Source organism: Bradyrhizobium oropedii, from assembly GCF_020889685.1.
Classification (GTDB): Bacteria; Pseudomonadota; Alphaproteobacteria; order Rhizobiales; family Xanthobacteraceae; genus Bradyrhizobium; species Bradyrhizobium oropedii.
In genome coordinates this window covers 1-20,854 of record NZ_JACMYO010000095.1, presented here as the reverse complement: position 1 = coordinate 20,854, position 20,854 = coordinate 1, and the positions used below count along the sequence as shown (strand labels likewise).

The following is a 20,854-nucleotide window of genomic DNA, read 5'->3' as shown; positions in this document are numbered from 1 at the left end:
AGATGCGCGAGAACCTGCATCGCTTCTTTCGTGCGGCGCGGGGAGCCGGGGTCCGGGTCTCGCCCGCCGAAAGCATCGATGCGATGCGGGCGGTCGCCCAGGTCGGCTTTGCCGACCGCGACATCCTGCGCGACACGTTCCTGCTGACGCTCGCCAAGACGCAGGACGAGAAGCGCTCGCTCGGCGAATGCTTCGACCTGTTCTTCAGCCAGCCCGAGCCGCAGCAAGAAAGCGCGGAGCAGAACAAGACGGACGACGACAACGAATCCGGCGCCAACCCGTCGGCCGATGAGCACGGCGATACGGCGGGCGGTGCGGCCAACGAGAATGTCGGGTCGCTGGCGCAGATGCTGCTGTCGCAGGATCGCTCCGCGATATCGACGGCGATCGCCAACGCTTCCGGCGCCGCGTCGCTGCCCGACATCCGCTACTTCACCCAACGCGGCATCTTCCAGACCCGCATCCTCGATGCGATGGGCATCCAGCGCCTGCGCGACGACATCGACGATCTGACGACGCGCAATCCGGCGCTCGCCGAGCGGCTGCAGGAGGCGCTCAACGGCCTGCGCGGCACCGTTCGCGACACGGTCTCGCAGGCGCTGTTGCTCTACGGCCGCGAGGAAACGGAGAACCTGCGCAACGAGATCCTGCGCAACGCGCCGCTGGCACGGATCGAGCCGCGTCAGGTCGAGCAGATGCGTACGCTGATCCGCCAGATCGCGCGACGGCTGCGCGAGCGCTATTCCAAGCCGCGCAAGCGCCAGCGCCGCGGCCATCTCGACGTCCGCCGCACGCTGAGACGGAACGCGGCCTGGGGCGGCGTGCCGTTCCTTACTGCGTGGAAGCGCAAGCATCGCGACCGGCCGAAAATCGTTGCGCTGTGCGACGTCTCGGGTTCGGTCGCCCGCGTTTCGGACTTCTTCCTGCTGTTGATCCACAGCCTGCACGAGGTCGTCGACGACGTCCGCTCATTCGCCTTCTCGGGGCACCTGATGGAGGTCAGCGACATCCTGGAATCGAAATCGCCGGAAGAGGCGATGAAGGAGATCATGTCGAAGGTCGGCTTCGGCTCGTCCGACTACGGCAATTCCTTCGCCGATTTCGAGGACAATTGGATGAGCGCGATCACGCCGCAGACGACCGTGATCGTGCTCGGCGACGCCCGCAGCAACAACCTCGATCCGCGCGCCGACATCCTGCGCCGCATCGGCGAGCGCTCCAAGCGGCTGGTGTGGCTCAACCCGGAAGGCCGCATGATCTGGGGCTTTGGCGATTCCGAGATGCCGCGTTATGCGACCTTCTGCACCGTGGTGCGCCAATGCGCGACCGCGCGGCAACTCGAGCGCGCCGTCTCGGACATCGTCGCGACGTATCAGTAGGCCGCTTGGCCGAACTGCCTAGATCGCAAGCGACTCGTTGTGGAACAGCCACCCGACGAATGCAATCGCCGTCAGCGCGATAGAGGCAGAGACACTGACGAGCTTGATCGTCGTGATCGCCTTCAGCACCGAGATCGATCGCGCCGCCGCATGCGGGTCGCCGTGCAGCAACAGCCATGCCAGCAGGCAATCCTCGATCAGATCGCTGAGCAGGTATACCGCCGGCACGACCAGACCGAGCCACGCCGCTGACGGATAGATCTGGTTGAGCCAGTGCGATGACGCCGCGCCCATCGCGCCCGCCAGCGCCAGCATGACGATGAGATCGAGCGGGAACAAGATCGGAAAGACGTACTTCATCCGAAGGTCGGACTGCACCAGTTCGCCAAGCTGGTCGCCGCTGTAGCTCAGCGTCTTCTCTGGAAAACGGGTACGGAACCTGTTGGCAAAAACCCGATCGGAGTAGCTGCCGACCCACCAGAACAGTCCGAACGCACTTACCACCAGCCCCGCGAGAATGATCGTCACGAGAGCTTGATGGCTCATGCCGATCCGTTCCTGTCGTTGTCCGGGAAGCTGCGGGAAGCAGCAGGCAAGATGATCGCACGCACCGGCGAAAATCCCTGGAAGGGAGAAAAATATCGACGCAATACAACAATGATGCCGAGCAGATTTCCACCTTTTCCAAGGTGTTGCAATTGAATTCTACCAACGCTGTGCGGAGCGAGCGCACAGCCGATCCCGATGCCGCAAACTTCAGCAACTCGGCCTGCGGTCACGCCGCGTACACCAAACCGTCTTCAATTGGAGATTGAATCTCCCCCATGCTCTGCCGTACATTGAGGCCACCAATTTTCACGGCGGCCGCGGGGGCAACGGATGCCGAAGGATATTGTGATTTGTTGCGACGGCACCGGCAACGAGATCGGCGCCAATATTTCCAACATCCTGAAGCTGTTTCGCGTCGCCGACAAGAGTGACCGGCAGCGGATCTACTATCATCCGGGCCTTGGCACGATCGGCCTGCAGAACAGCTGGGGCCGCTTCAAGCAACAGGTGCGCGGCTTGTTCGGGCTGGCCTTCGGCGCCGGTCTCGACGAGGACACGCTCGGCACCTACCAGTTCCTGTGCCGGACGTGGGAGCCCGGCGACCGGGTCTGGATGTTCGGCTTCAGCCGCGGTGCCTATACTGTGCGCGTGCTGGCAGCCTTCGTCCATGTGATGGGCCTGTTGCCGGTCGACCAACTCGACCTCGCCGGCTACGCCTTCTCGACCTACAAGAAAACCAGCTCCGATGCGCAGAAGTCCGACGGCACGTTCGACGATGCGCCGCTGAAGGAAGCCTGGCACTTCAGCCAGATCGCCGGCGGCCGCAACATCGACATCGAATTCGTCGGCGTCTGGGACACCGTGGCTTCGATCATCGTGCCCCGGCAGGACAACTTCCTGTTCGACATCCAGACCCTGCTGTTCACCCGCACCAATTCCAGCGTCAGGCGGTTCCGCCAGGCGATCTCGATCGACGAACGCAGGCGCATGTTCCGCCTCAACCGCTGGGTCGAGCCGCAGAAATTCCGCTCCGATCCGTTCGATCCGACGACCGCGGTGGAGCAGGACATCCGCCAGGTCTGGTTCGCCGGCGTGCACTCCGACGTCGGCGGCGGCTATCCCGAGGACCGGAGCGGGCCGTCGAAGTTTCCGCTGATCTGGATGCTCGCACAGGCCAAGGCCGCCGGGCTGCACGTGGATCAGGCGCTGATCGATCATCTCGCCTGGGGAATGCCGTTGCCGCCGCACACGCACGACTATTTGCCGCCGAGCGCGACGGCGCCGCTGCACAATTCGCTGACCGGCGCTTGGGAAATCCTGGAATGGATTCCGAAGAGCGACAAATGGAAGGAATGGCCGGAGCGGAAATCCTTCCTCGGCTTCTATCTGCCGCGCGGCGAGCCACGGTCGATTCCGGACGGCGCAATCATCCATAGCTCGGTGCTGGAACGCATGGAGAAGGTTCCGACCTACAAGCCGATCAATCTGCCGAAGACCTACGAGGTCGAGGAGATGACGCCGCCACCGGGACCGCTCGCTCCGACGGCCTGACGCGCTACGCATCGATCAGCCATCCCGATCCGCGTGCAGCTGGGTCAGCCGGTCGTATGGGCGAGCGACGGGCGCCGATTGCCTGAATTGAGTTTATCGTGGGACGGTGTATTAACACGTTTCGTTCCGGAATCGTTCGACCCGGGAACTCGAATCATCCTCCCAGGGATCATGACCGCCCAGCCCGCCCTCGATCGCGCATCCGATTCGCCTCGCGACGCGCGATCCGTGCTCAGTTCCGTATTCGGCCTGTCGGGCTTCCGCGGTTCGCAGGAGAAGATCGTCCGCCACGTCACCAATGGCGGCAATTGCCTGGTGCTGATGCCGACCGGCGGCGGCAAGTCGCTGTGCTATCAGCTGCCGTCGCTGCTGCGCGATGGCTGCGGCATCGTGGTGTCGCCCTTGATCGCGCTGATGCGCGACCAGGTCGCGGGCCTCACCGAGGCCGGCGTCAACGCCGCGGTACTGAATTCGACGCTGTCCTATCAGGAGGCCTCCGAGGTCGAGCGGCGGCTGCTCGCCGGCGATCTCGACCTGCTCTATGTGGCGCCCGAACGGCTGCTGACGCCACGCTGCCTCAATCTGCTCGGCCAGGCGCAGATCGCGCTGTTTGCGATCGACGAGGCGCATTGCGTCTCGCAATGGGGCCATGACTTCCGCCCGGAATATATCGGCCTGTCCGCACTCGCCGAACGCTTCCCCAAGGTGCCGCGCATCGCGCTGACCGCGACCGCGGATGCGCTGACGCGAAAGGAGATCGCCGAGCGGCTACAGCTCGCCGACGCGCCGGAATTCGTCGCAAGCTTCGATCGACCCAACATCCGTTACGAAATCGTCGACAAGCAGAATGCCACCACGCAGCTGAAGAACTTCATCAGGGAGCGGCATGCCGGCGACGCCGGTGTGGTCTATTGTCTCTCGCGCGCCAAGGTGGAGGACGTCGCGGCATCGCTGAGCGAGGCCGGCATTCCGGCGCTGCCCTATCACGCCGGGCTTGATGCCAGCGTGCGCGCGCGGCATCAGGACCGCTTCCTCAATGAGGACGGCCTTGTGATCGTCGCAACGGTTGCGTTCGGCATGGGCATCGACAAGCCCGACGTGCGCTTCGTCGCGCATCTCGATCTGCCCAAGAGCATCGAGGCCTATTACCAGGAGACCGGACGCGCCGGCCGCGACGGCAAGCCGTCGGCCGCGTGGATGGCCTATGGTCTCTCCGACATCGTGCAGCAGCGCCGCATGATCGATGAATCGACCGGCTCTGACGCCTTCAAGCGCGTCTCGGTCGGCAAGCTAGACGCACTGGTCGCACTCGCCGAGACCGTGCATTGCCGGCGGCAGCGGCTGCTCGGCTATTTCGGCGAGACGCGCAGCGATGAAAGCTGCGGCAATTGCGACAACTGCCTGACGCCGCCGCGCGTCCGCGACGGCAAGGTGCTCGCACAGAAGCTGCTGTCCTGCGTCTATCGCACCGGGCAGCGTTTCGGCGCCATGCATTTGATCGACGTGCTGGTCGGACGGCTCACCGAACGGGTCAAGCAGTTCAATCATGACCAATTGTCGGTGTTCGGCATCGGCCGCGAGCTCAACGAGAAGCAATGGCGCGCGGTGCTGCGCCAGCTGGTGGCGATGGGCCATCTGCGCGCCGACAGCGACGCTTTCGGCGCGTTGAAGCTCACCGACAGCGCCCGCGGCGTGCTGAAGGGCGACACCGCGGTGATGCTGCGCGAGCAGCCGGAAGGCGCGCGCAACCGCGCGATCCGCGGCAAGTCACGCCGTGGCGACCTCGCGGCGGCGGCCGACAGCCCCGGCGGTGCCGCGAACCCGACGCTGCATGCGGCATTGCGCGCCTGGCGTTCGGAGGTCGCGCGGCAGCGCGGCGTGCCGGCCTATGTGGTGCTGCACGATTCGACCATCGACGGCATCGCCGCGATGCGTCCGGACACGCTGGACGAACTGCGCAACATCGCCGGGATCGGCGACAAGAAGCTCGAGCATTACGGCGCCGAGCTGATCAGGATTGTGAAGGCCAACGACGGCTGAACAGCCGTGGATTCAGGGAACTTCTGAGTCGTAGCTCAGGCCTGATTGGCGAGACAGCATTTCTTGTATTTCTTGCCGCTTCCGCACGGGCATGGATCGTTGCGCCCGACGTGGCGCAGAGGATTTCTCACAGGCTCCGTGGGCGCCCATTCCCCATCGAAATCATCGTCGGTGAGGTGATCTCCGACCTCGTCGTATTCAGTCCATGCCAATGCATCGGCAACATCTTCGATATAGCCGAGGTGAGCTTCCTCGAAGCGACTAACGTCCCCGGGTCTCTGCTCCGCCTCGGCGAGATCCTGTTCAAATTCGTCGTGTCCGGGCATCCATTCGGGGATGCGACCATCATCGATTGCACGATGCACCTGCGGTGCCAGCTCGCGCACCGCCAACAAGGCGATTGCCCGCTGCCAACCGAACCAGGCCTGGTCCTCCTTCTCGGCGAATTCCTGCTCGTAGAATGCCACCAGCAGGCGCCGCATCCGCCCGTGCGGAATGCTTCCGTTCCACACGAGGAAGGTCGCCGCGCCGAGAATCTGCTCGCGGACGAACTGGTCGATTGATCGATCCGCAATCAGACCCAACAACGCCTCGACGTCACCGTCGAACACACCGGCAACGATACGCGCCATGCTTTCCGTCACAACATCGCCCAGCAGATCATCCAGTTCAGCTTCAGGTCGGCGCAGCAACCGGAGCAAGTCCCGGCAAACTTGCTTGTCGCGGCCGCCACCGAGAATATACAGGCCACGGAAGAGCAGCACGACTTCGTCGTCGGAGAGCGTTTCGCCGTTCGCGGCCCGAGCGACCAAGGCCCGCAACGGGGGCGCCGCCTCTTCCATTCTGAGCAGGCACATTCCGACCGCAAGGGTAGGCAGCCGCGGTTGAGTGGCAATCGCGTCCAGATAATCTTCGATCGGCCCTAGATCGCCTTGCTCGAGGATGGCTTCGACTTCTTCCTTTTTCATGGAACTTGCCCCCTTGCTTGGCAACGGAAGCTTACACCCGTGCGGCCGTACTCGACCACCGCCGCAACCCCGCGGCATAGGAGCCATACCCAGCGCGGCAACGCATGTGCTTGCGGGCCGCGCCGTAACAGCCCTAATCTTTCGGTCGTCGCGTCCAACGAGGCGCGGCCAATGCACAGCGACAAGTCATAACGATAGAATAAAGGGATGAGACGGGCCATGGCTCAGGAGAGCACCGCGCGCAAGACTGCGCGCCCTGCCGAAAGTGGAACGTTCGATGCCGTGGTGATCGGCGCAGGCTTTGCCGGCATGTACATGCTGCATCGGTTGCGCGGGCTCGGCTTCACCGCGCGGGTCTATGAGGCCGGCGGCGGCGTAGGCGGCACCTGGTACTGGAATCGCTATCCCGGCGCGCGCTGCGATGTCGAGAGCCTGCAATACTCCTTCTCGTTCTCCGAGGAACTAGATCAGGATTGGAGCTGGTCGGAGAAATATTCTCCGCAGCCCGAAATTCTCGCCTACGCCAATCATGTCGCCGATCGCTTCGATTTGCGCGGCCAGATCGTGTTCGACACCCGCGTCACCGCGGCGACCTTCGACGAAAAGGAAAGCAGCTGGCTGATCGAGACCGACCGCGGCGACAGGGTCACCGCGAAATTCTGCATCATGGCGGTCGGCTGCCTGTCGGCGCCGAACCGCCCCGCCTTCACCGGCATGGAAGATTTCGACGGGCCGATCTATCACACCGGCGAATGGCCGCATGAGGGCGTCGACTTCACCGGGCTCCGCGTCGGCGTCATCGGCACCGGCTCGTCCGCGATCCAGTCGATCCCGATCATCGCGCAGCAGGCCTCCGAGCTCACCGTGTTCCAGCGCACCGCGACCTGGTCGGTGCCGGCATGGAACGAGCGGCTGTCGGCGGAATATCTGAAGGAAGCCAAGGCGCATTATCCGGAGCTGCGTGCCAAGGCGCGGGCGCGGCCGACCGGGTTCTATTTCCTGTTCAACGCCCAGCCCGCCTTGCAGGCGAGCGAGCAGGAACGCGAGCGGCTTTATGAGGAGGCCTGGCAGCGCGGCGGCCTGCCCTTCCTCGGTTCGTTCGGCGACCTCTTGTTCGAGAAGGCGGCCAACGACACCATCGCCGATTTCGCACGCGAGAAGATCCGCGGCATCGTCAAGGATCCCGCCACGGCCGAGCTGCTGTGTCCGCAGAACGTGTTCGGCTGCAAGCGGCTCTGCGTCGATACCAATTATTTCGAGACCTACAATCTGCCGCATGTGAAGCTGGTCGATGTGTCGAAGACACCGATCGAACGGATCACGCGAGATGCCATCGTGGTCGATGGCACCGAACACAAGGTCGATGCGATCGTCTCCGCCACCGGCTTTGCCGCCATGACCGGCTCGTTCGACAAGATCGCGGTCACCGGCCGCGGCGGCCAAACGCTGGCCGAAAAATGGCGCGCGGCCCGCGCGCCTATCTCGGCCTCGCCTCGGAAGGCTTTCCGAACCTGTTCATGATCACCGGGCCGGGCAGCCCGTCGGTGCTTGCGAGCATGATCCAGGCGATCGAGCAGCATGTCGACTGGCTGGCGGATTGCATCAGTCACATGCGCGACATCGGCGCCGGCACCATCGAAGCGGTCCGCGACGACGAAGACGCCTGGGTCGCCCATGTCAACGACGTCTCCACGGTCTCGCTGCGCTCGACCTGCAGCTCCTGGTATGTCGGCACGAATATCCCGGGCCGGCCCCGCGTGTTCATGCCCTATATCGGTGGCTTCCCGATCTATGTGCAGAAGTGCAATGAGGTGATGAATTCGGGCTATGACGGCTTCGTGCTGCAGGGTGCGCGCAAAGGCAACGCGCCGCCGCAGGTCCGCTTCACCGAGCGCTGGCAGGTGCCGCTCGACATCGAGGTGATCTCGCCGGCCGCGGTCGCCGCCAAACGGGTTCCGATGGTCTGATCGCCCGCGGTATCCCCGCCGGGATCGCGCGTGATAGTGTCACCTCGCGCCGGACCGCGTTTCGCATCGCGGACCGCACGGGGGATAATGGCCGACACGGCGTTGCAAGGATTGATCGAGCGGATCGGCGCTGACCATGTCGTGCGCCGGCTTGGGATCGAGGCTGCGCATGAGAAGCAAGTGTTCGGCCAGGGCACCTTGCTGTTCAATGTCGAGAACTGGAAGCTGGCGCCGCGGATCGTCACCACCGCGCTGAAGGTGACCGGCCTCTACGGCCGCGCACGACGCAACGCCGACCGGGTCGAGCTGCGGCGAAATCTGGTGACGTCGACGCGGCTGCCGCCGGCTTTCGATGGCTTCACCATCCTTCAGCTCAGCGATCTCCACGCCGACATCAGCCAGGGCGCGATGCGGCATCTGGCCGACATCGTGCGCGACATCGCCTGCGACATCTGCGTGCTGACCGGCGACTATCGGGGCAAAACGTTTGGCTCGTTCGAGACCAGCCTCGCGCTGATGAGGGATCTGTGCGCGCGGATCAAGCTGCCGCTCTACGGCATCCTCGGCAATCACGACAGCATCCGCATGACGCCGGCGCTGGAGGCGATGGGCATCAGGATGCTGTTCAACGAGCAGGAGCCGATCACGCGCGATGGCGCGACGATCCATCTCGCGGGCATCGATGACGCGCATTTCTATCGCACCGACGACATTGCAAAGGCCGCCGTGGCGATCCCGCGCGATGCGTTCTCGGTGCTGCTGGCGCACACGCCGGAATCCTATCGCGCGGCGGCGGCGGCCGGCTTCGACCTGATGCTGAGCGGCCATACCCATGGTGGCCAGCTCTGCCTGCCCGGCGGCATCGCAATCAAGCTGGAGGCGCGGCTGCCGCGGCGGATGGGCAAGGGCGCCTGGCGGTTCGGGGAACTCGCCGGCTACACATCCACGGGCGCCGGCACCAGCCTTGCGCCGGTGCGGCTGAATTGCCCGGCCGAGATCACGGTGCACACCCTGCGGCGGTTGCGCTAGCTGGCAAGCTGCCGCCCGACGAGCCGTCCAGGCGCGCATTGCCAAAATATCGAAAACAACCCCATGCAAAGTAGCCGGCGGCTGCCCCGGAGGTATCAATTTGCCGGCTTCTTCGCGCCCGCGCTTTGCTCGTTCACCGTGCAAACGATCAGAAGCGTGTAGCCGCGGGCGTCCTTTGCGATCTCGGACGTCTCCCGCTTTGATGCATCATGCCACTCGGCTGTCTGGTACTGCACCGCGCTGTTGTCGAGGAAGTCGCGCAGCGCGCCGGTCTTGATCGCGAAATTGATGTTCTCAGGGATGCTTCCCGTCGCCCGCGCGACCGTGACCGCATCGAGCTTGGCAGCCACGACGCCGACCACGCCACCGCCGAGATCGAACAGCGGGCCGCCGCTGTTGCCCGGCTGCACCGCGGCGCTGATCTGCAGGAAACGGGTGTCGTTGAGGATGCCGCTCAGCGAAGAGACGATGCCCGTGGTGACGGTGAAATCGGACGTCAGCAGCCCGTGATAGGGGTAGCCGATCGCCACCACGCCATTGCCGACCGGAATGGGATTTTGCCTGATCTTGGCGACATCCTTGAACGGCGCCGGCGCCTGCAGCAGCGCGAGATCGTTGGTTTCATCGCCGGATACCAGCCGCAATTTGACCGGCGCCTCGCCGCTCAAATTGCCGGTGATCTCGCTGCAACCACCGATGACATGATGGTTGGTGACGACGTGACCGCTGCTGCTGACCACGAAGCCGGTCCCGGTCCCGGACCTTGCCTGCTTCTGCGCCGGGTTCGGTGCAGCCTGCGGCGACGCCGGCGCAGCCGCAGGCTTCGCTGCGACCGCAAACTCGCCGGCATTGGCAACGCCGTTCTTCTTCACCGCGACGACGCAGTTGAGCAGCGCCGGCAGCAATTGTCCGGTTTGATTCAGGTTGAACTGAAACAACTGTCCCTGCGCGAACGCCGTCATCTGGTGCGCCTTGCGGAATTGATTGATCAGGTTGGAGGTCACCGGCATCTCGACGTTGACGAGCTGGGTGCCGAGCGGCATGCCGTAGACATTGAACGCCGGCTGGCCGTCGAAGGTCAGCGCGAGTGGAAAGGCCTCACCCGGCGTCAGACGCCAGCTCTCATGGGCAAAGCCCAGCCGCCAGCTACCATTCGCGGTAATCGCCACCACGAAGTAGATTCCGCTTTGATAGACCGTGCCCGCCGAGCAATGCGTGAATGCACCGCTCTTGTCGTCGGTGAAGGCGCCGCCCTTCCAGTTGCCGACCGTGATCGAGCCGTAGGGACCGCGGGCGTCCGACGGACTTGCAGACGCAAATAGCCATGCGGCCGCAATGGCCGCCCAAATCACAACTCTCATGAGGCGTACTCCCCAGCCCACAACCCATCGCAGGAGGCGGAGAAATTCATCCGCAAGTGGTGCGCGACCTGGCCTTCGTCCTGCCGCCGCGCAGCACCGCCGCAGATGAGGCAATCACCACACCCTCAGGTTACAGATGGAATGTTCCTATTTTGTTCAGAAGATGTCAACCCAGACACATTCCGTCCTCCGCAAAGGCGAATGTTACTGCGGCTCCCGAACCTAGGACTGCGCGGGCGGATTTGGATCGCTGAACCAGTACCAGAATGCGAGGGCGTGGACGCCGACGCCGATCAGGAAGATACCGGCATAGAGCTCGACCGCATGATTCATCGCCAGCAGGCGGGCGCGCAGCACTGCGCCGTGGCCTTGATAGGTCCAGAACCAATGTCCCACGGCAACGACGCCAAGACCGAGCGCGGCGACGGCCCGGCCGGCCGCATTCATCAACCTCACGCGAAGGTCTCCCGACTCTCCCGGCCAAGACAGGATATCGGGAGAAGCTGACGCCGACCTTACTCGAGAAATGGAACGTAGCCCGGATGGAGCACAGCGAAATCCGGGACGGTCTTTCCGCGGCACGAATCCCGGATTTCGCTCCGCTCCATCCGGGCTACAGGCCACGAAACAAGACAGACTCAGCCGTTGCGGAACGCGTAGGCGTAGCCGTTGAGCGCCGGCGCGCCGCCGAGATGGGCGTAGAGCACCTTCGATCCGGCCGGGAAGAAACCCTTCTGCACGAGATCGATCATGCCCTGCATCGATTTCCCTTCGTAGACGGGGTCGGTGATCATGCCTTCGAGCCGGGCGCTGAGGCGGATCGCCTCCTTGGTCTCTTCCGACGGCACGCCATACGCAGGATAGGCGTAGTCCTCGATCAGCACGACATCATCCTCGACAATGTCGCGGCCGAGTTCGACAAGCCTGGCGGTGTTCTGCGCGATCGACAGCACCTGCGCCTTGGTCTGATCCGGCGTGAACGAACCGTCGATGCCGATCACATTGCGCGCGCGCCCATCGGCTGCGAAGCCGACCAGCATGCCGGCATGGGTCGAGCCGGTCACCGTGCAGACGACGATGTAGTCGAACTTAACGCCGAGCTGGCGCTCCTGTGCGCGCACCTCTTCGGCGAAGCCGACATAGCCGAGCCCGCCATATTTGTGCACGGAAGCGCCGGCCGGGATCGCGTAGGGCTTGCCGCCCGCCGCCTTCACTTCCTCGAGCGCCTGCTCCCAGCTCTTGCGAATGCCGATGTCAAAACCTTCGTCGACCAGGCGCACATCCGCGCCCATCACGCGCGAGAGCAGGATGTTGCCGACACGGTCATAGACGGCGTCCTCATGCGGCACCCAGCTTTCCTGCACCAGCCGGCACTTCATGCCGATCTTGGCCGCAACCGCCGCAACCATGCGCGTATGGTTCGACTGCACGCCGCCGATCGAGACCAGCGTATCGGCGTTGGAGGCGATCGCGTCGGGGATGATGTATTCGAGCTTGCGCAGCTTGTTGCCGCCGAAGGCGAGCCCGGAATTGCAATCCTCGCGCTTGGCATAGAGCTCGACCTTGCCGCCGAGATGCTTTGACAGCCGATCGAGCTTCTCGATGGCGGTCGGCCCGAATGTGAGCGGATAGCGCGCGAACTTCTCCAGCATGCTGGCATCCTCGTTGGTGGTCTGGAATGGCGCCCACGTTTATCACCACCGATGCGAAAGGTGCTCTCTAACTCGGCCCGAGCGTTTGCTTAAGATTGCCAAATTTGGCCAAAATGATATGTTTTCTCTCACGAAATCGATTATCTCTGAAAGATTCTTCCATGGCGATCCGACTCGACCGCATCGACCTCAAGATGTTGAGATTGCTGCAGAAGAACGGCCGGCTCAGCAATGCCGAGCTGGCCGACCAGGTCGGCGTCAGCCCTGCCACCTGCCATCGCCGGACGCAGGCGCTGTTCGACGAGGGTTATGTCAGCAGCGTCCGTGCCATGGTGGCGCCACGCAGGCTCGGCAAGGGCACGCTGGTCATGGTCGGCGTCGTGCTCGACCGCTCGACGCCGGAAAGCTTCGCGAGCTTCGAGCAGGCGGTGGCGAACCTCAAATGCGTGCTCGACTGCCACCTCGTCGCCGGCGATTTCGACTACTTCCTCAAGATCCGCGCCGGCGACATGGAGGATTTCAATCGCATCCATGGCGACCAGCTGATCGCACTGCCCGGCGTGCGGCAGACCCGCACCTTCTTCGTGATGAAGGAGGTGGTGGACAATGCGGCGCTGGAGTTTTGAGAGAGTTGCGGCCTATTTGGAGGCGTTGGCGATCTTGTGCCCCAGATGGCCGGTCTCATGATCGCGGCGGAGCTGGCTCAGCGACGTCTCGTTTAGAGCAAGAAGGACGTCGCTCAACTTCTCGGTTCCAGGATAGCCCGCGGCGAAATTCGGGCCGTAAACCTTGCGCAAGGTACCGAGCAGCGTGCCGCCGTGCTTGCTGCTGATCTCGCTGTCCTGGTTACGGTGCCGGTTATCGAGGCCTGCCTTGCTCATGCTGCTCTCCCTTGTGCCCGCAGCCGAGAGCATCCGCCTACCGAGATCAAATGGCAATCCGGCAACCTCCTGCAGCCCTTGTTGCAAGCCACGAAGATATTCCAAGAAGATATTCAATGGCTATTTGAAGCATATTCGGTCAATGTCGCTTACGCTCTCCTGCGCCTTCCCGCGAGGCTGATGCAGCACGCACGGCAACAATCAGGCTTTTGCGCGACGACGACAAAAGGCCATAGGTCCATTGCGGAGCGGTACAGTCTGCGCTAGGGCAGCCCTTAAATCATAGAGGTGAACACATGTCGCATGTCTACAAGTTGAATGAGGACGTTCGGCACCAGCCTCAGGGGCCGCAAGGCCGCGCGGCGGCCGATCGGCCAATGCTCTATACCATCGTTCAGTGCATGCCGATCGAAGCAGATGGGCGACTTCGATACCGCATCAAGAGCAAATCGGACAACGTCGAGCGCGTGGTGACGGAAGATCAGCTTTCGTATTCTCAGTGAGGAAGCGCGCTTTGGTAACGGCCGGGATCCAGTCGAGATGAGCGATCGAGAGAATATCCTGAGCGCGCTGCGCGAAAAGCCGCTCAAGGTCTACCAAATCATGCGACGCGCCAACGTCGCGAATGAGGAAGCCTGTCAGACTCTGCTGCTGAAAATGCGGGACGATGGCCTGGTGAAATTCGATATCCATAAGGGGCTGTGGCAAATCAGCGGAACAGCGGCGCGAGGGCCAACATCGACCTGATCGATCCGAGCCAGAATTGCCGCTGCCGCTGCTGCGGCGCTGGAATTTTGAACAAACGCAAGCGAGCTGTTGTCACGCGTCTCGCTTTAGCCGCCGGCCACCCCTTCCGCCGATCCCTCGCGCCCGTCCCTCGCCTTGCCGCGCAGCGCGACCTTGTCGCCGTCGTAGGTGAGCGTCCAGGTCCAGGCGTCGCCGAGCCCGACATATTGGAGGTCGACGACGAGGGTCTGCTCATCCTTCCACGCACCCTTGACGGCGCGCAGACCGAGGAAGCTCGGGGCACTCTTGCGATAGAGGCCGTCGAGACCGATCGGTCCGTCGAGATGGCGCCGTGCGGGATCGCCCGCGTTCGTCTCCACGACGTAGCGCGGGTTCTCATCGGCAAGGAACAGCGTCAGCGTTTTGATGCCCAGGTCATTGTCGGGGAATTTGTAGGTCCGGCCCGAAATCGCAGATGCAATCGCGGGCGTCGCGCCGACCTGTGCCCTCTTCTCCGTGGAGACGTCGGCGATCGCGCTTGCCAACTGTTCGACCGCGGCCGCATCGGCCGGCAAAGCCTCCTCGGATTTGACGGCAGCGGAAATCTCGTCGGCCAGCTTGCCGAATGAACAGAAATTGCTCGCCGTCATGACGGCGACGATGTCCCGGTCCGGCAACACCATGATCACCTGGCAATGATAACCCACCGTCATGTAGATGTGCTTGTCGGGGATCGCCCAGAACTGGTTGGCGTAGCGCCGCGACGGATCGAACCGCGAATGCATGTCGATGCTGGCATGGTTGACGGCATCGAGAAAATCCGCCGGCAGCAGCTGCTTGCCCGCCCACTGACCGTTGCGCAGATAAAGATAGCCGATCTTCGCCATGTCGCGCGGCCGCATCGAGAGGCCGAATCCGCCGATCGGGAGCCGCTGCGGATCTCGCCGCCAGAACGGCTGGGCAATGCCGAGCGGGCCGAATAGTCGCTCCTCGGCATAGTCGGCGGTGTTCTTGCCGGTGAGCTTGGTGACGATCGCAGACAGCAAATGCGAGCCGCCGCTGTTGTAATAGAAGACCTCGCCCGGCGCATGCGCCATCGGGCGGTCCAGGATGAACTGGACCCAGTCCGCGCTCTTTCCCATGTCGCGCAGCGACAGCTCCCGGCCACCTTCGAACCCCTCGTCCCAGTCGAGGCCCGATGTCATGTTGAGCAGATGCTGGACCGTGATGGCCTTCTTGCGCTCGTCGAGATTGGCAATGCTGCTGCGATCGGAAAAGAAATCCAGCATGGGATGATCGAGACGATCCAGCAGACCATCCTTGTAGGCGATCGCCAGCAGCGTCGCGACCACCGCCTTGGTGGAGGAGTTGATCGCGTGCGGCATGTCGGCGGTGAAGGGCGCGTAGTACGCATCGAGCACGATGCGGCCATGGCGCGTCACCAGCAGGCTGTCGAAACTGCGCGTGGTGCCGGTCGCCACCAGCTTTGCCAGAGCCCCCGAATCCATGCCCTGCTGCTCCGGCGTCGAGGTTTCCCACTGAGCCGTCGGCCACATCGGCTCGGCACCTTGCGCATGGGCCGCGCCGGAATGAAGCGATGTGAGCAGGACGAACGCACCCAGCGCAGTCCTGATCCTTGACGAAGCTCCGACGACGAGATCGGCCGCCTGCATGTTCCCCGCCCCTGCCATGATCAGTTCGCCCAACGCATACCATGAGCGGCAGTGGTCTCGCTTCACAACTTGCGGACATGGATGCCGACGCGGCGAGCGTCGGGGTGGCGCGGCCGGCAATTCCAAGTGTGACTCGGCTCACGAATTCGTGGCGGAACGCCACAGCCCAAGTGGATGCGCGCGTGTTTCCGGAAGGCGGATCATGCCGTAAGCTGTGCGCAGCCAACCTCGCGTCCAGCGGAGTGCCAGGCCGCCCCATTCGGACCATTGCAACGCTGCGAACGACCCGACGTTGGCGACAAGCCGACATAACCGGGAGGACGTCATGACGATGCGACCCGACCCCACGTTTCATGCCTCGCCAAAGCTTGCCATGGAGGCGCCGCCGGAGCACTTCGCCTACACGCTGCTGCTCAGTCCCGACTTCAAGAAGCCCGACGCGCTCGCGGTGATCGACGTCAAGCCGGGCTCGAAGACCTATGGCAAGATCGTCCACACCGTGACGATGCCGAACAAGGGCGACGAGTTCCATCACTTCGGGTGGAACGCGTGTTCCTCCGCACTGTCTCCGCTGGCTGGACATGCCTTCATCGAGCGGCGCTATCTCATCATTCCCGGGCTGCGATCGTCGCGCATCTACATCATCGACACCAAGCCTTCGCCACTCGAAGCGAAGATCCACAAGATCATCGAGCCGGAGGAAGTGTTCAAGAAGACCGGCTACTCGCGGCCGCACACCATTCATTGCGGGCCCGAAGGCATTTACGTCTCCACCCTCGGCGGCGGCGGCAACGACGGCACGCAGGGCCCGCCCGGCATCTTCATCATGGATTGCGAGACCTTCGACGTGCTCGGCCGCTGGGAGATCGACCGCGGGCCGCAGACCTTGCACTACGATTTCTGGTGGAATCTGCCACGCGACTACATGGTGTCGAGCGAATGGGCGCTGCCGCCGCAATTCGAGAACGGCATCGTGCCTGAGGACCTGCTGGCGAACAAATACGGTCACCGGCTGCATTTCTGGGATTTGCGCGCCCGGCGCAACGTGCAGACCATCGACCTCGGCGCCAATCACCAGATGGCGCTCGAAGTCAGGCCCGCGCACGATCCGATCCGCGAGTACGGCTTTGTCGGCGTCGTCGTCGACACCACCAACCTCGAAGCCTCGATCTGGACCTGGTGGCGCGAGGGCGGAAAATTCCACGCCGAAAAGACCGCGACGATACCGCCCGAGCCGGCGCCGAAGGAGAAGCTGCCGCCGCTGTTGCAGGGGTTCGGTGCCGTGCCGCCGCTGGTGACCGATATCGACCTGTCGATGGACGACCGCTTCCTCTACGTCTCCTGCTGGGGCACCGGCGAAATGCGCCAATACGACGTCCGCGATCCGAGGAAGCCGAAGCTTGCAGGTTCGGTGCATATCGGCGGCATCGCCCGCCGCACGCCGCATCCGAACGGCAAGGCGTTTGCCGGCGGCCCGCAGATGGTCGAGATCAGCCGCGACGGCAAGCGGGTGTACTGGACCAACTCGCTTTATTCGAGCTGGGACGATCAGTTCTATCCCGATGGCATGCCGGGCGCCGAGGTCATGGCCAATGTCGGCGCCAACGGCGGGCTCGAGCTCGCCAAGGACTATTTCGTTGATTTCCCCGAAGGCTATCGCCCGCATCAAATCCGTCTCGAGGGCGGCGACTGTTCGACGGATTCGTTCTGCTATCCGTCGGTCTGAAATTGAGTGACGTCGATACGACGGCCTTCTGGCTATGGCTCGCGATCATCGCGAGCGGCCTCTATCACGGAGTCAATCCGGGCATGGGCTGGCCGCTCGCGGTAGCCGCGGGCCTGATGGACAAATCCCCGCGCGCCGTCGTGGGCGCGCTGCTGCCGTTGTCGGCGGGCCACCTTGCGGCGATGCTGCTCGTGCTGCTGCCGTTCGCGCTGTTGATCGCACTGACGGAATGGCAGCGCCCGATCCAGATCGCGGCCGGCATCGTCGTCATCGGCTTTGGCCTCATCCGTCTCGTCGATAGGCGTCATCCGCGTGCTTTGGCGCGGATACCGCCGGCCAGATTGGCGCTCTGGTCGTTCGCGGTGGCGATTGCACATGGCGCAGGCCTGATGCTGCTGCCGATCTATCTCGGCCTCTGCGCGACATCGTCAGCGCATGATGGCCACGCCGCCGCCGCGCGCGTGATCGACCAGAACCTGGCGATGGCGCTCCTGGTCGCACTCGTCCACACCGCCGCCATGCTCGGCGCCGGCGGCCTACTGGCCTGGCTGGTCTATCGCTATCTCGGCGTGAGATTCGTTGCGCGGAGCTGGTTCGATCTGGAGACGGTCTGGGCGGTCAGCCTGATTCTCGTGGGCGCCGCGGCGCTTGCCGTCAATGTCGCGGAATGGCGGTGAGCTGCCCGGTCGGCCGCGCCGCCCCAGGGAGTAATCCTTTCATCCGACTTGATGGGGTGCCCAAACGGGCGCAGTCTCTCTTATACCCCCACCGGGCTGTGGGGTGGCGCGCGCGGACGCGCGGGGACGTTGATCCGCGGATGACGGTCATGAACGCCACGGCGATGAAACTGGTCGTACCGTTGCTGGCACTTGCAGCCGGCGGTACGGCGGCATTCGTATTCGGCATTCACCGAACCCAGCAAATTCTGGGCGCGAGCACGCCTTTGATGGCGACGGCGCCATCCGCGCCGGCGGCTTCCGCACGAGACCCGCAGCAGACGGCGCTGGCGAAGGCACAAACCGAGACAACGGCCCTGACCAACGCGCTCGCCGGGCCGTCGCCCGCACCGGGTGCGGACGCTCTGCCGGAGTTCGACGTCGTCAACGTCGAGCCGACCGGCGAGACCGTTGTCGCCGGCCGGGCGCTACCCGGCGCGACGGTGGAATTGCTGCGCAATGGCGAGGTGTACGATCGCGCCGTGGCGGACAAATCCGGCCAGTTCGTCATGGTGCCGCGCCCACTTCCGCCGGGAAACCATGACCTGACCCTGCGCATCACGCGTGACGGCAAGCAAGTGACCTCGAAGCAGAGCGTCGCGGTGGCGCTCGAGGCTGCGGCAAGGGAGCGCCCGATGGTGGCCCTGATGGCGCCGGACAAGCCGGTCCGGGTGCTGTCGCAACCCGCGGCGACGTCGGCTGCCGGGAAGATGGCCATCGAGGCGGTCGAGACCGAATCGGGCGGCAAGCTCCATGTGAGCGGTCAGGCAACGCCCGGCGCGACCGTCAGGCTCTATCTGAACGGCAGCTTGATCACGTCAGCGACGGCCGACCAGGCGGGGCGCCTCTCGGTCACGATCAACAAGGGCGTGACGGCGGGCGACTACCAGATCCGGCTTGACGAGGTCGACCCCGGATCCGGCAAGGTCCGTGCGCGTGCCGAGGTGCCGTTCAACGTTCAGGACCCGACGACGACGGCATCGATCCCGGCGCCGGCAGCGTCGTCCACCCGTGCGGGCGTCGCCACGCCGCAGCTCGCGGCGGCGACAGCCACCACCGCATCCGATGTCAGCTCACCCTCCGCGGTGATCGTGCCGAAGATAACGACGACGACCGTGATCCGCGGCGATAGCCTGTGGCGGATCAGCCAGCGCGCATTGGGCGCCGGGCAGCGCTACGCGGTGATCTATCGGGCCAACTCGCAGCAGATCCGCAATCCCAACTTGATCTATCCCGGCCAGGTCTTCGTCCTGCCGACACGGTGAGGCGGGCCTTCCGCCGACGATCACTTGCCGGGGGATTTCAGGAAGGCAACGATCTTGGCGCGATCCTCTGCCGAGCGCACGCCGGTATACGGCTTCATGCCGTTGCCCGACACCACGGCCTCGGGATCCTCGATGAAGCGCAGCAGCGTGCTCTCATCCCAGGCGATGCCGGATGATTTCATCGCCTCCGAGTAGGGAAAGTTCGCCACCGATCCGGCCTTGCGGCCGATGATTCCGTGCAGGTTGGGACCGACGCGGTTGTCGCCGTCCTTGACGGTGTGGCAGGTCCGGCAGGAATTGTTGAAGGCCTGCTCGCCTGACACGCCGGCATCCTGGCCATGGGACGGCGCCAGTGGCAGAGATATCAGCCCGCAAACGACGACGATGAATCCTGGCCGCATCGATCACTCCGTCTGCAGTTGCACAAGGCAAGCAGGCGCCCGCAACACCGGGTCTCGGGTGCCACGCCGTCAACGCAGAGGCCACCTGAAAGGTCCTCCCGCGACAGGCCCTACATCTGGCGCAGCGGAGCGCGCCGCACTAAATGTGCTGCCATGCATCACCCCGCCCTCGAGGATTTCGTCGCCGGCCACCAGCGCCTGTTTGTCCTGACCGGGGCCGGCTGCAGCACCAATTCGGGCATTCCCGACTATCGCGACAGCGACGGCAACTGGAAGCGGACGCGACCGGTGACGATTCAGGCGTTTCTCGGCGAGGCGGCGACACGGCAACGTTACTGGGCGCGCAGCATGGTCGGCTGGCGGCGGTTCGGCCGCGCCATGCCGAACAGCGCGCATCGCGCGCTGGCGAAGCTCGAGCAACAAGGCCGTTGCGAGCTGTTGCTGACCCAGAACGTCGACCGCCTGCACCAGGCCGCGGGCAGCCAGCGCGTGATCGACCTGCACGGCCGCCTTGACGTGGTCCGTTGCCTCGGCTGCGGCGCCACGAGCCCGCGCGAGGAGTTTCAGCATCAGCTAGCGCGGCTTAATCCCGCCTGGCTCACACTCGATGCCGCCGATGCGCCCGATGGCGACGCCGATCTTGAACATGACTTCTCGTCATTCGTCGTGCCGGCCTGCGAGGCCTGCGGCGGCGTGCTGAAACCCGATGTGGTGTTCTTCGGCGAGAACGTGCCGCGCGATACCGTCGCGTCGGCGCAGGCGCATCTCGAGCAGGCCGACGCCTTGCTCGTCGTCGGCTCCTCGCTGATGGTCTATTCCGGCTTTCGTTTCGTCCGGATGGCCGAACAGCGCGGCCTGCCGATTGCCGCCGTCAATCTCGGCCGCACCCGCGCCGACGAGCTGCTCACGCTCAAGATAGAGGATCAGTGCGAAGTGGCGCTGTCGTTTTTGCTGTAGTTCGAGTTCTCCA

20 protein-coding genes and 1 pseudogene are annotated in these 20,854 nt (G+C 64.0%); 12 read left to right on the top strand and 9 right to left on the bottom strand.

Going from position 1 to position 20,854, the window contains the following annotated elements:
• Window positions 1–2: 2 nt before the first annotated feature.
• The gene (locus H8A95_RS24820; protein WP_229185470.1) at window positions 3–1,379 is read left to right on the top strand and encodes a vWA domain-containing protein; all 1,377 of its coding nucleotides are present in this window, start codon (window positions 3–5) and stop codon (window positions 1,377–1,379) included.
• Window positions 1,380–1,397: 18 nt separating this feature from the next.
• Here the strand turns inward: H8A95_RS24820 and H8A95_RS24815 are convergent, their stop codons facing one another.
• Both H8A95_RS24815 and H8A95_RS24810 read right to left on the bottom strand, forming a co-directional pair.
• Window positions 1,398–1,925 carry a hypothetical protein gene (locus H8A95_RS24815; protein WP_229185469.1) on the bottom strand — a complete coding sequence of 176 codons (528 nt, stop codon included), beginning with the start codon at window positions 1,923–1,925 and terminating at the stop codon, window positions 1,398–1,400.
• Window positions 1,922–2,158: a hypothetical protein gene (locus tag H8A95_RS24810; protein WP_229185468.1), complete on the bottom strand. Its 237-nt coding sequence runs from the start codon at window positions 2,156–2,158 to the stop codon at window positions 1,922–1,924. The genes H8A95_RS24815 and H8A95_RS24810 overlap by 4 nt, the downstream gene beginning before the upstream one ends.
• 100 nt (window positions 2,159–2,258) lie before the next feature.
• Between H8A95_RS24810 and H8A95_RS24805 the strand changes: the two genes are divergently transcribed.
• The gene (locus tag H8A95_RS24805; RefSeq protein ID WP_229185466.1) at window positions 2,259–3,479 is read left to right on the top strand and encodes a DUF2235 domain-containing protein; all 1,221 of its coding nucleotides are present in this window, start codon (window positions 2,259–2,261) and stop codon (window positions 3,477–3,479) included.
• Window positions 3,480–3,650: 171 nt separating this feature from the next.
• Complete coding sequence (gene recQ / locus H8A95_RS24800; protein ID WP_229185464.1) at window positions 3,651–5,519, top strand: DNA helicase RecQ; 1,869 nt, start codon at window positions 3,651–3,653, stop codon at window positions 5,517–5,519.
• A 35-nt stretch (window positions 5,520–5,554) separates the two neighbouring features.
• Here recQ and H8A95_RS24795 read toward each other — a convergent pair whose 3' ends face one another.
• Window positions 5,555–6,487, bottom strand: a complete 933-nt coding sequence (locus H8A95_RS24795) for a DUF1186 domain-containing protein (protein ID WP_229185463.1) — start codon at window positions 6,485–6,487, stop codon at window positions 5,555–5,557.
• 219 nt (window positions 6,488–6,706) lie between these two features.
• On the opposite strand from H8A95_RS24795, the pseudogene H8A95_RS24790 reads away from it, so the two are divergent.
• Both H8A95_RS24790 and H8A95_RS24785 read left to right on the top strand, forming a co-directional pair.
• Window positions 6,707–8,454: pseudogene (locus H8A95_RS24790) on the top strand (flavin-containing monooxygenase).
• 87 nt (window positions 8,455–8,541) lie between these two features.
• The gene (locus tag H8A95_RS24785) at window positions 8,542–9,483 is read left to right on the top strand and encodes a metallophosphoesterase (protein ID WP_229185461.1); all 942 of its coding nucleotides are present in this window, start codon (window positions 8,542–8,544) and stop codon (window positions 9,481–9,483) included.
• 95 nt (window positions 9,484–9,578) lie between these two features.
• Here H8A95_RS24785 and H8A95_RS24780 read toward each other — a convergent pair whose 3' ends face one another.
• The 3 genes from H8A95_RS24780 to H8A95_RS24770 all read right to left on the bottom strand — a co-directional run bounded on the left by H8A95_RS24780 (window position 9,579) and on the right by H8A95_RS24770 (window position 12,496).
• Window positions 9,579–10,844, bottom strand: coding sequence for a S1C family serine protease (locus H8A95_RS24780; RefSeq protein ID WP_229185460.1), 1,266 nt, complete (start codon window positions 10,842–10,844; stop codon window positions 9,579–9,581).
• Window positions 10,845–11,066: 222 nt separating this feature from the next.
• On the bottom strand, window positions 11,067–11,291 hold the full coding sequence (locus H8A95_RS24775; RefSeq protein ID WP_229185488.1) for a hypothetical protein: 225 nt from the start codon (window positions 11,289–11,291) through the stop codon (window positions 11,067–11,069).
• Window positions 11,292–11,482: 191 nt separating this feature from the next.
• On the bottom strand, window positions 11,483–12,496 hold the full coding sequence (locus H8A95_RS24770) for a 1-aminocyclopropane-1-carboxylate deaminase (RefSeq protein WP_229185459.1): 1,014 nt from the start codon (window positions 12,494–12,496) through the stop codon (window positions 11,483–11,485).
• 161 nt (window positions 12,497–12,657) lie between these two features.
• Here H8A95_RS24770 and H8A95_RS24765 point away from each other — a divergent pair, with 161 nt between their 5' ends.
• Complete coding sequence (locus H8A95_RS24765; protein WP_229185458.1) at window positions 12,658–13,122, top strand: Lrp/AsnC family transcriptional regulator; 465 nt, start codon at window positions 12,658–12,660, stop codon at window positions 13,120–13,122.
• Window positions 13,123–13,134: 12 nt separating this feature from the next.
• On the opposite strand, the gene H8A95_RS24760 is transcribed toward H8A95_RS24765, so the two are convergent.
• Complete coding sequence (locus H8A95_RS24760; RefSeq protein ID WP_229185457.1) at window positions 13,135–13,377, bottom strand: hypothetical protein; 243 nt, start codon at window positions 13,375–13,377, stop codon at window positions 13,135–13,137.
• Window positions 13,378–13,673: 296 nt separating this feature from the next.
• Between H8A95_RS24760 and H8A95_RS24755 the strand changes: the two genes are divergently transcribed.
• Both H8A95_RS24755 and H8A95_RS24750 read left to right on the top strand, forming a co-directional pair.
• Window positions 13,674–13,880 (top strand): hypothetical protein, encoded by a 207-nt coding sequence (locus tag H8A95_RS24755; RefSeq protein ID WP_229185455.1) that lies wholly within the window; start codon window positions 13,674–13,676, stop codon window positions 13,878–13,880.
• A 37-nt stretch (window positions 13,881–13,917) separates the two neighbouring features.
• Window positions 13,918–14,124 (top strand): hypothetical protein, encoded by a 207-nt coding sequence (locus H8A95_RS24750; protein ID WP_229185454.1) that lies wholly within the window; start codon window positions 13,918–13,920, stop codon window positions 14,122–14,124.
• Between the two features lie 86 nt (window positions 14,125–14,210).
• Here the strand turns inward: H8A95_RS24750 and H8A95_RS24745 are convergent, their stop codons facing one another.
• On the bottom strand, window positions 14,211–15,794 hold the full coding sequence (locus H8A95_RS24745) for a serine hydrolase domain-containing protein (protein WP_229185452.1): 1,584 nt from the start codon (window positions 15,792–15,794) through the stop codon (window positions 14,211–14,213).
• Window positions 15,795–16,101: 307 nt separating this feature from the next.
• Between H8A95_RS24745 and H8A95_RS24740 the strand changes: the two genes are divergently transcribed.
• The 3 genes from H8A95_RS24740 to H8A95_RS24730 all read left to right on the top strand — a co-directional run bounded on the left by H8A95_RS24740 (window position 16,102) and on the right by H8A95_RS24730 (window position 19,483).
• Window positions 16,102–17,502 (top strand): selenium-binding family protein, encoded by a 1,401-nt coding sequence (locus H8A95_RS24740; RefSeq protein ID WP_229185450.1) that lies wholly within the window; start codon window positions 16,102–16,104, stop codon window positions 17,500–17,502.
• A gap of 2 nt (window positions 17,503–17,504) precedes the next feature.
• Window positions 17,505–18,179: a hypothetical protein gene (locus H8A95_RS24735; RefSeq protein WP_420839450.1), complete on the top strand. Its 675-nt coding sequence runs from the start codon at window positions 17,505–17,507 to the stop codon at window positions 18,177–18,179.
• A 149-nt stretch (window positions 18,180–18,328) separates the two neighbouring features.
• Window positions 18,329–19,483 (top strand): LysM peptidoglycan-binding domain-containing protein, encoded by a 1,155-nt coding sequence (locus H8A95_RS24730; protein WP_229185449.1) that lies wholly within the window; start codon window positions 18,329–18,331, stop codon window positions 19,481–19,483.
• Window positions 19,484–19,503: 20 nt separating this feature from the next.
• On the opposite strand, the gene H8A95_RS24725 is transcribed toward H8A95_RS24730, so the two are convergent.
• Window positions 19,504–19,884, bottom strand: coding sequence for a c-type cytochrome (locus tag H8A95_RS24725; RefSeq protein ID WP_229185448.1), 381 nt, complete (start codon window positions 19,882–19,884; stop codon window positions 19,504–19,506).
• Between H8A95_RS24725 and H8A95_RS24720 the strand changes: the two genes are divergently transcribed.
• On the top strand, window positions 19,822–20,841 hold the full coding sequence (locus H8A95_RS24720) for an NAD-dependent protein deacetylase (protein ID WP_274617540.1): 1,020 nt from the start codon (window positions 19,822–19,824) through the stop codon (window positions 20,839–20,841). The genes H8A95_RS24725 and H8A95_RS24720 overlap by 63 nt on opposite strands.
• The last annotated feature ends 13 nt before the right edge of the window (window positions 20,842–20,854 follow it).

Excerpts from the sequence above, each read along its gene's own strand:
- H8A95_RS24820 (WP_229185470.1), top strand. The coding sequence starts at position 3 with ATGCGCGAGAACCTGCATCGCTTCTTTCGTGCGGCGCGGGGAGCCGGG.
- H8A95_RS24815 (WP_229185469.1), bottom strand. The coding sequence starts at position 1,925 with ATGAGCCATCAAGCTCTCGTGACGATCATTCTCGCGGGGCTGGTGGTA.
- H8A95_RS24805 (WP_229185466.1), top strand. The coding sequence starts at position 2,259 with ATGCCGAAGGATATTGTGATTTGTTGCGACGGCACCGGCAACGAGATC.
- recQ (WP_229185464.1), top strand. The coding sequence starts at position 3,651 with ATGACCGCCCAGCCCGCCCTCGATCGCGCATCCGATTCGCCTCGCGAC.
- H8A95_RS24795 (WP_229185463.1), bottom strand. The coding sequence starts at position 6,487 with ATGAAAAAGGAAGAAGTCGAAGCCATCCTCGAGCAAGGCGATCTAGGG.
- H8A95_RS24785 (WP_229185461.1), top strand. The coding sequence starts at position 8,542 with ATGGCCGACACGGCGTTGCAAGGATTGATCGAGCGGATCGGCGCTGAC.
- H8A95_RS24780 (WP_229185460.1), bottom strand. The coding sequence starts at position 10,844 with ATGAGAGTTGTGATTTGGGCGGCCATTGCGGCCGCATGGCTATTTGCG.
- H8A95_RS24775 (WP_229185488.1), bottom strand. The coding sequence starts at position 11,291 with ATGAATGCGGCCGGCCGGGCCGTCGCCGCGCTCGGTCTTGGCGTCGTT.
- H8A95_RS24770 (WP_229185459.1), bottom strand. The coding sequence starts at position 12,496 with ATGCTGGAGAAGTTCGCGCGCTATCCGCTCACATTCGGGCCGACCGCC.
- H8A95_RS24765 (WP_229185458.1), top strand. The coding sequence starts at position 12,658 with ATGGCGATCCGACTCGACCGCATCGACCTCAAGATGTTGAGATTGCTG.
- H8A95_RS24760 (WP_229185457.1), bottom strand. The coding sequence starts at position 13,377 with ATGAGCAAGGCAGGCCTCGATAACCGGCACCGTAACCAGGACAGCGAG.
- H8A95_RS24755 (WP_229185455.1), top strand. The coding sequence starts at position 13,674 with ATGTCGCATGTCTACAAGTTGAATGAGGACGTTCGGCACCAGCCTCAG.
- H8A95_RS24750 (WP_229185454.1), top strand. The coding sequence starts at position 13,918 with ATGAGCGATCGAGAGAATATCCTGAGCGCGCTGCGCGAAAAGCCGCTC.
- H8A95_RS24745 (WP_229185452.1), bottom strand. The coding sequence starts at position 15,794 with ATGGCAGGGGCGGGGAACATGCAGGCGGCCGATCTCGTCGTCGGAGCT.
- H8A95_RS24740 (WP_229185450.1), top strand. The coding sequence starts at position 16,102 with ATGACGATGCGACCCGACCCCACGTTTCATGCCTCGCCAAAGCTTGCC.
- H8A95_RS24730 (WP_229185449.1), top strand. The coding sequence starts at position 18,329 with ATGAACGCCACGGCGATGAAACTGGTCGTACCGTTGCTGGCACTTGCA.
- H8A95_RS24720 (WP_274617540.1), top strand. The coding sequence starts at position 19,822 with ATGGGACGGCGCCAGTGGCAGAGATATCAGCCCGCAAACGACGACGAT.
- H8A95_RS24725 (WP_229185448.1), bottom strand. The coding sequence starts at position 19,884 with ATGCGGCCAGGATTCATCGTCGTCGTTTGCGGGCTGATATCTCTGCCA.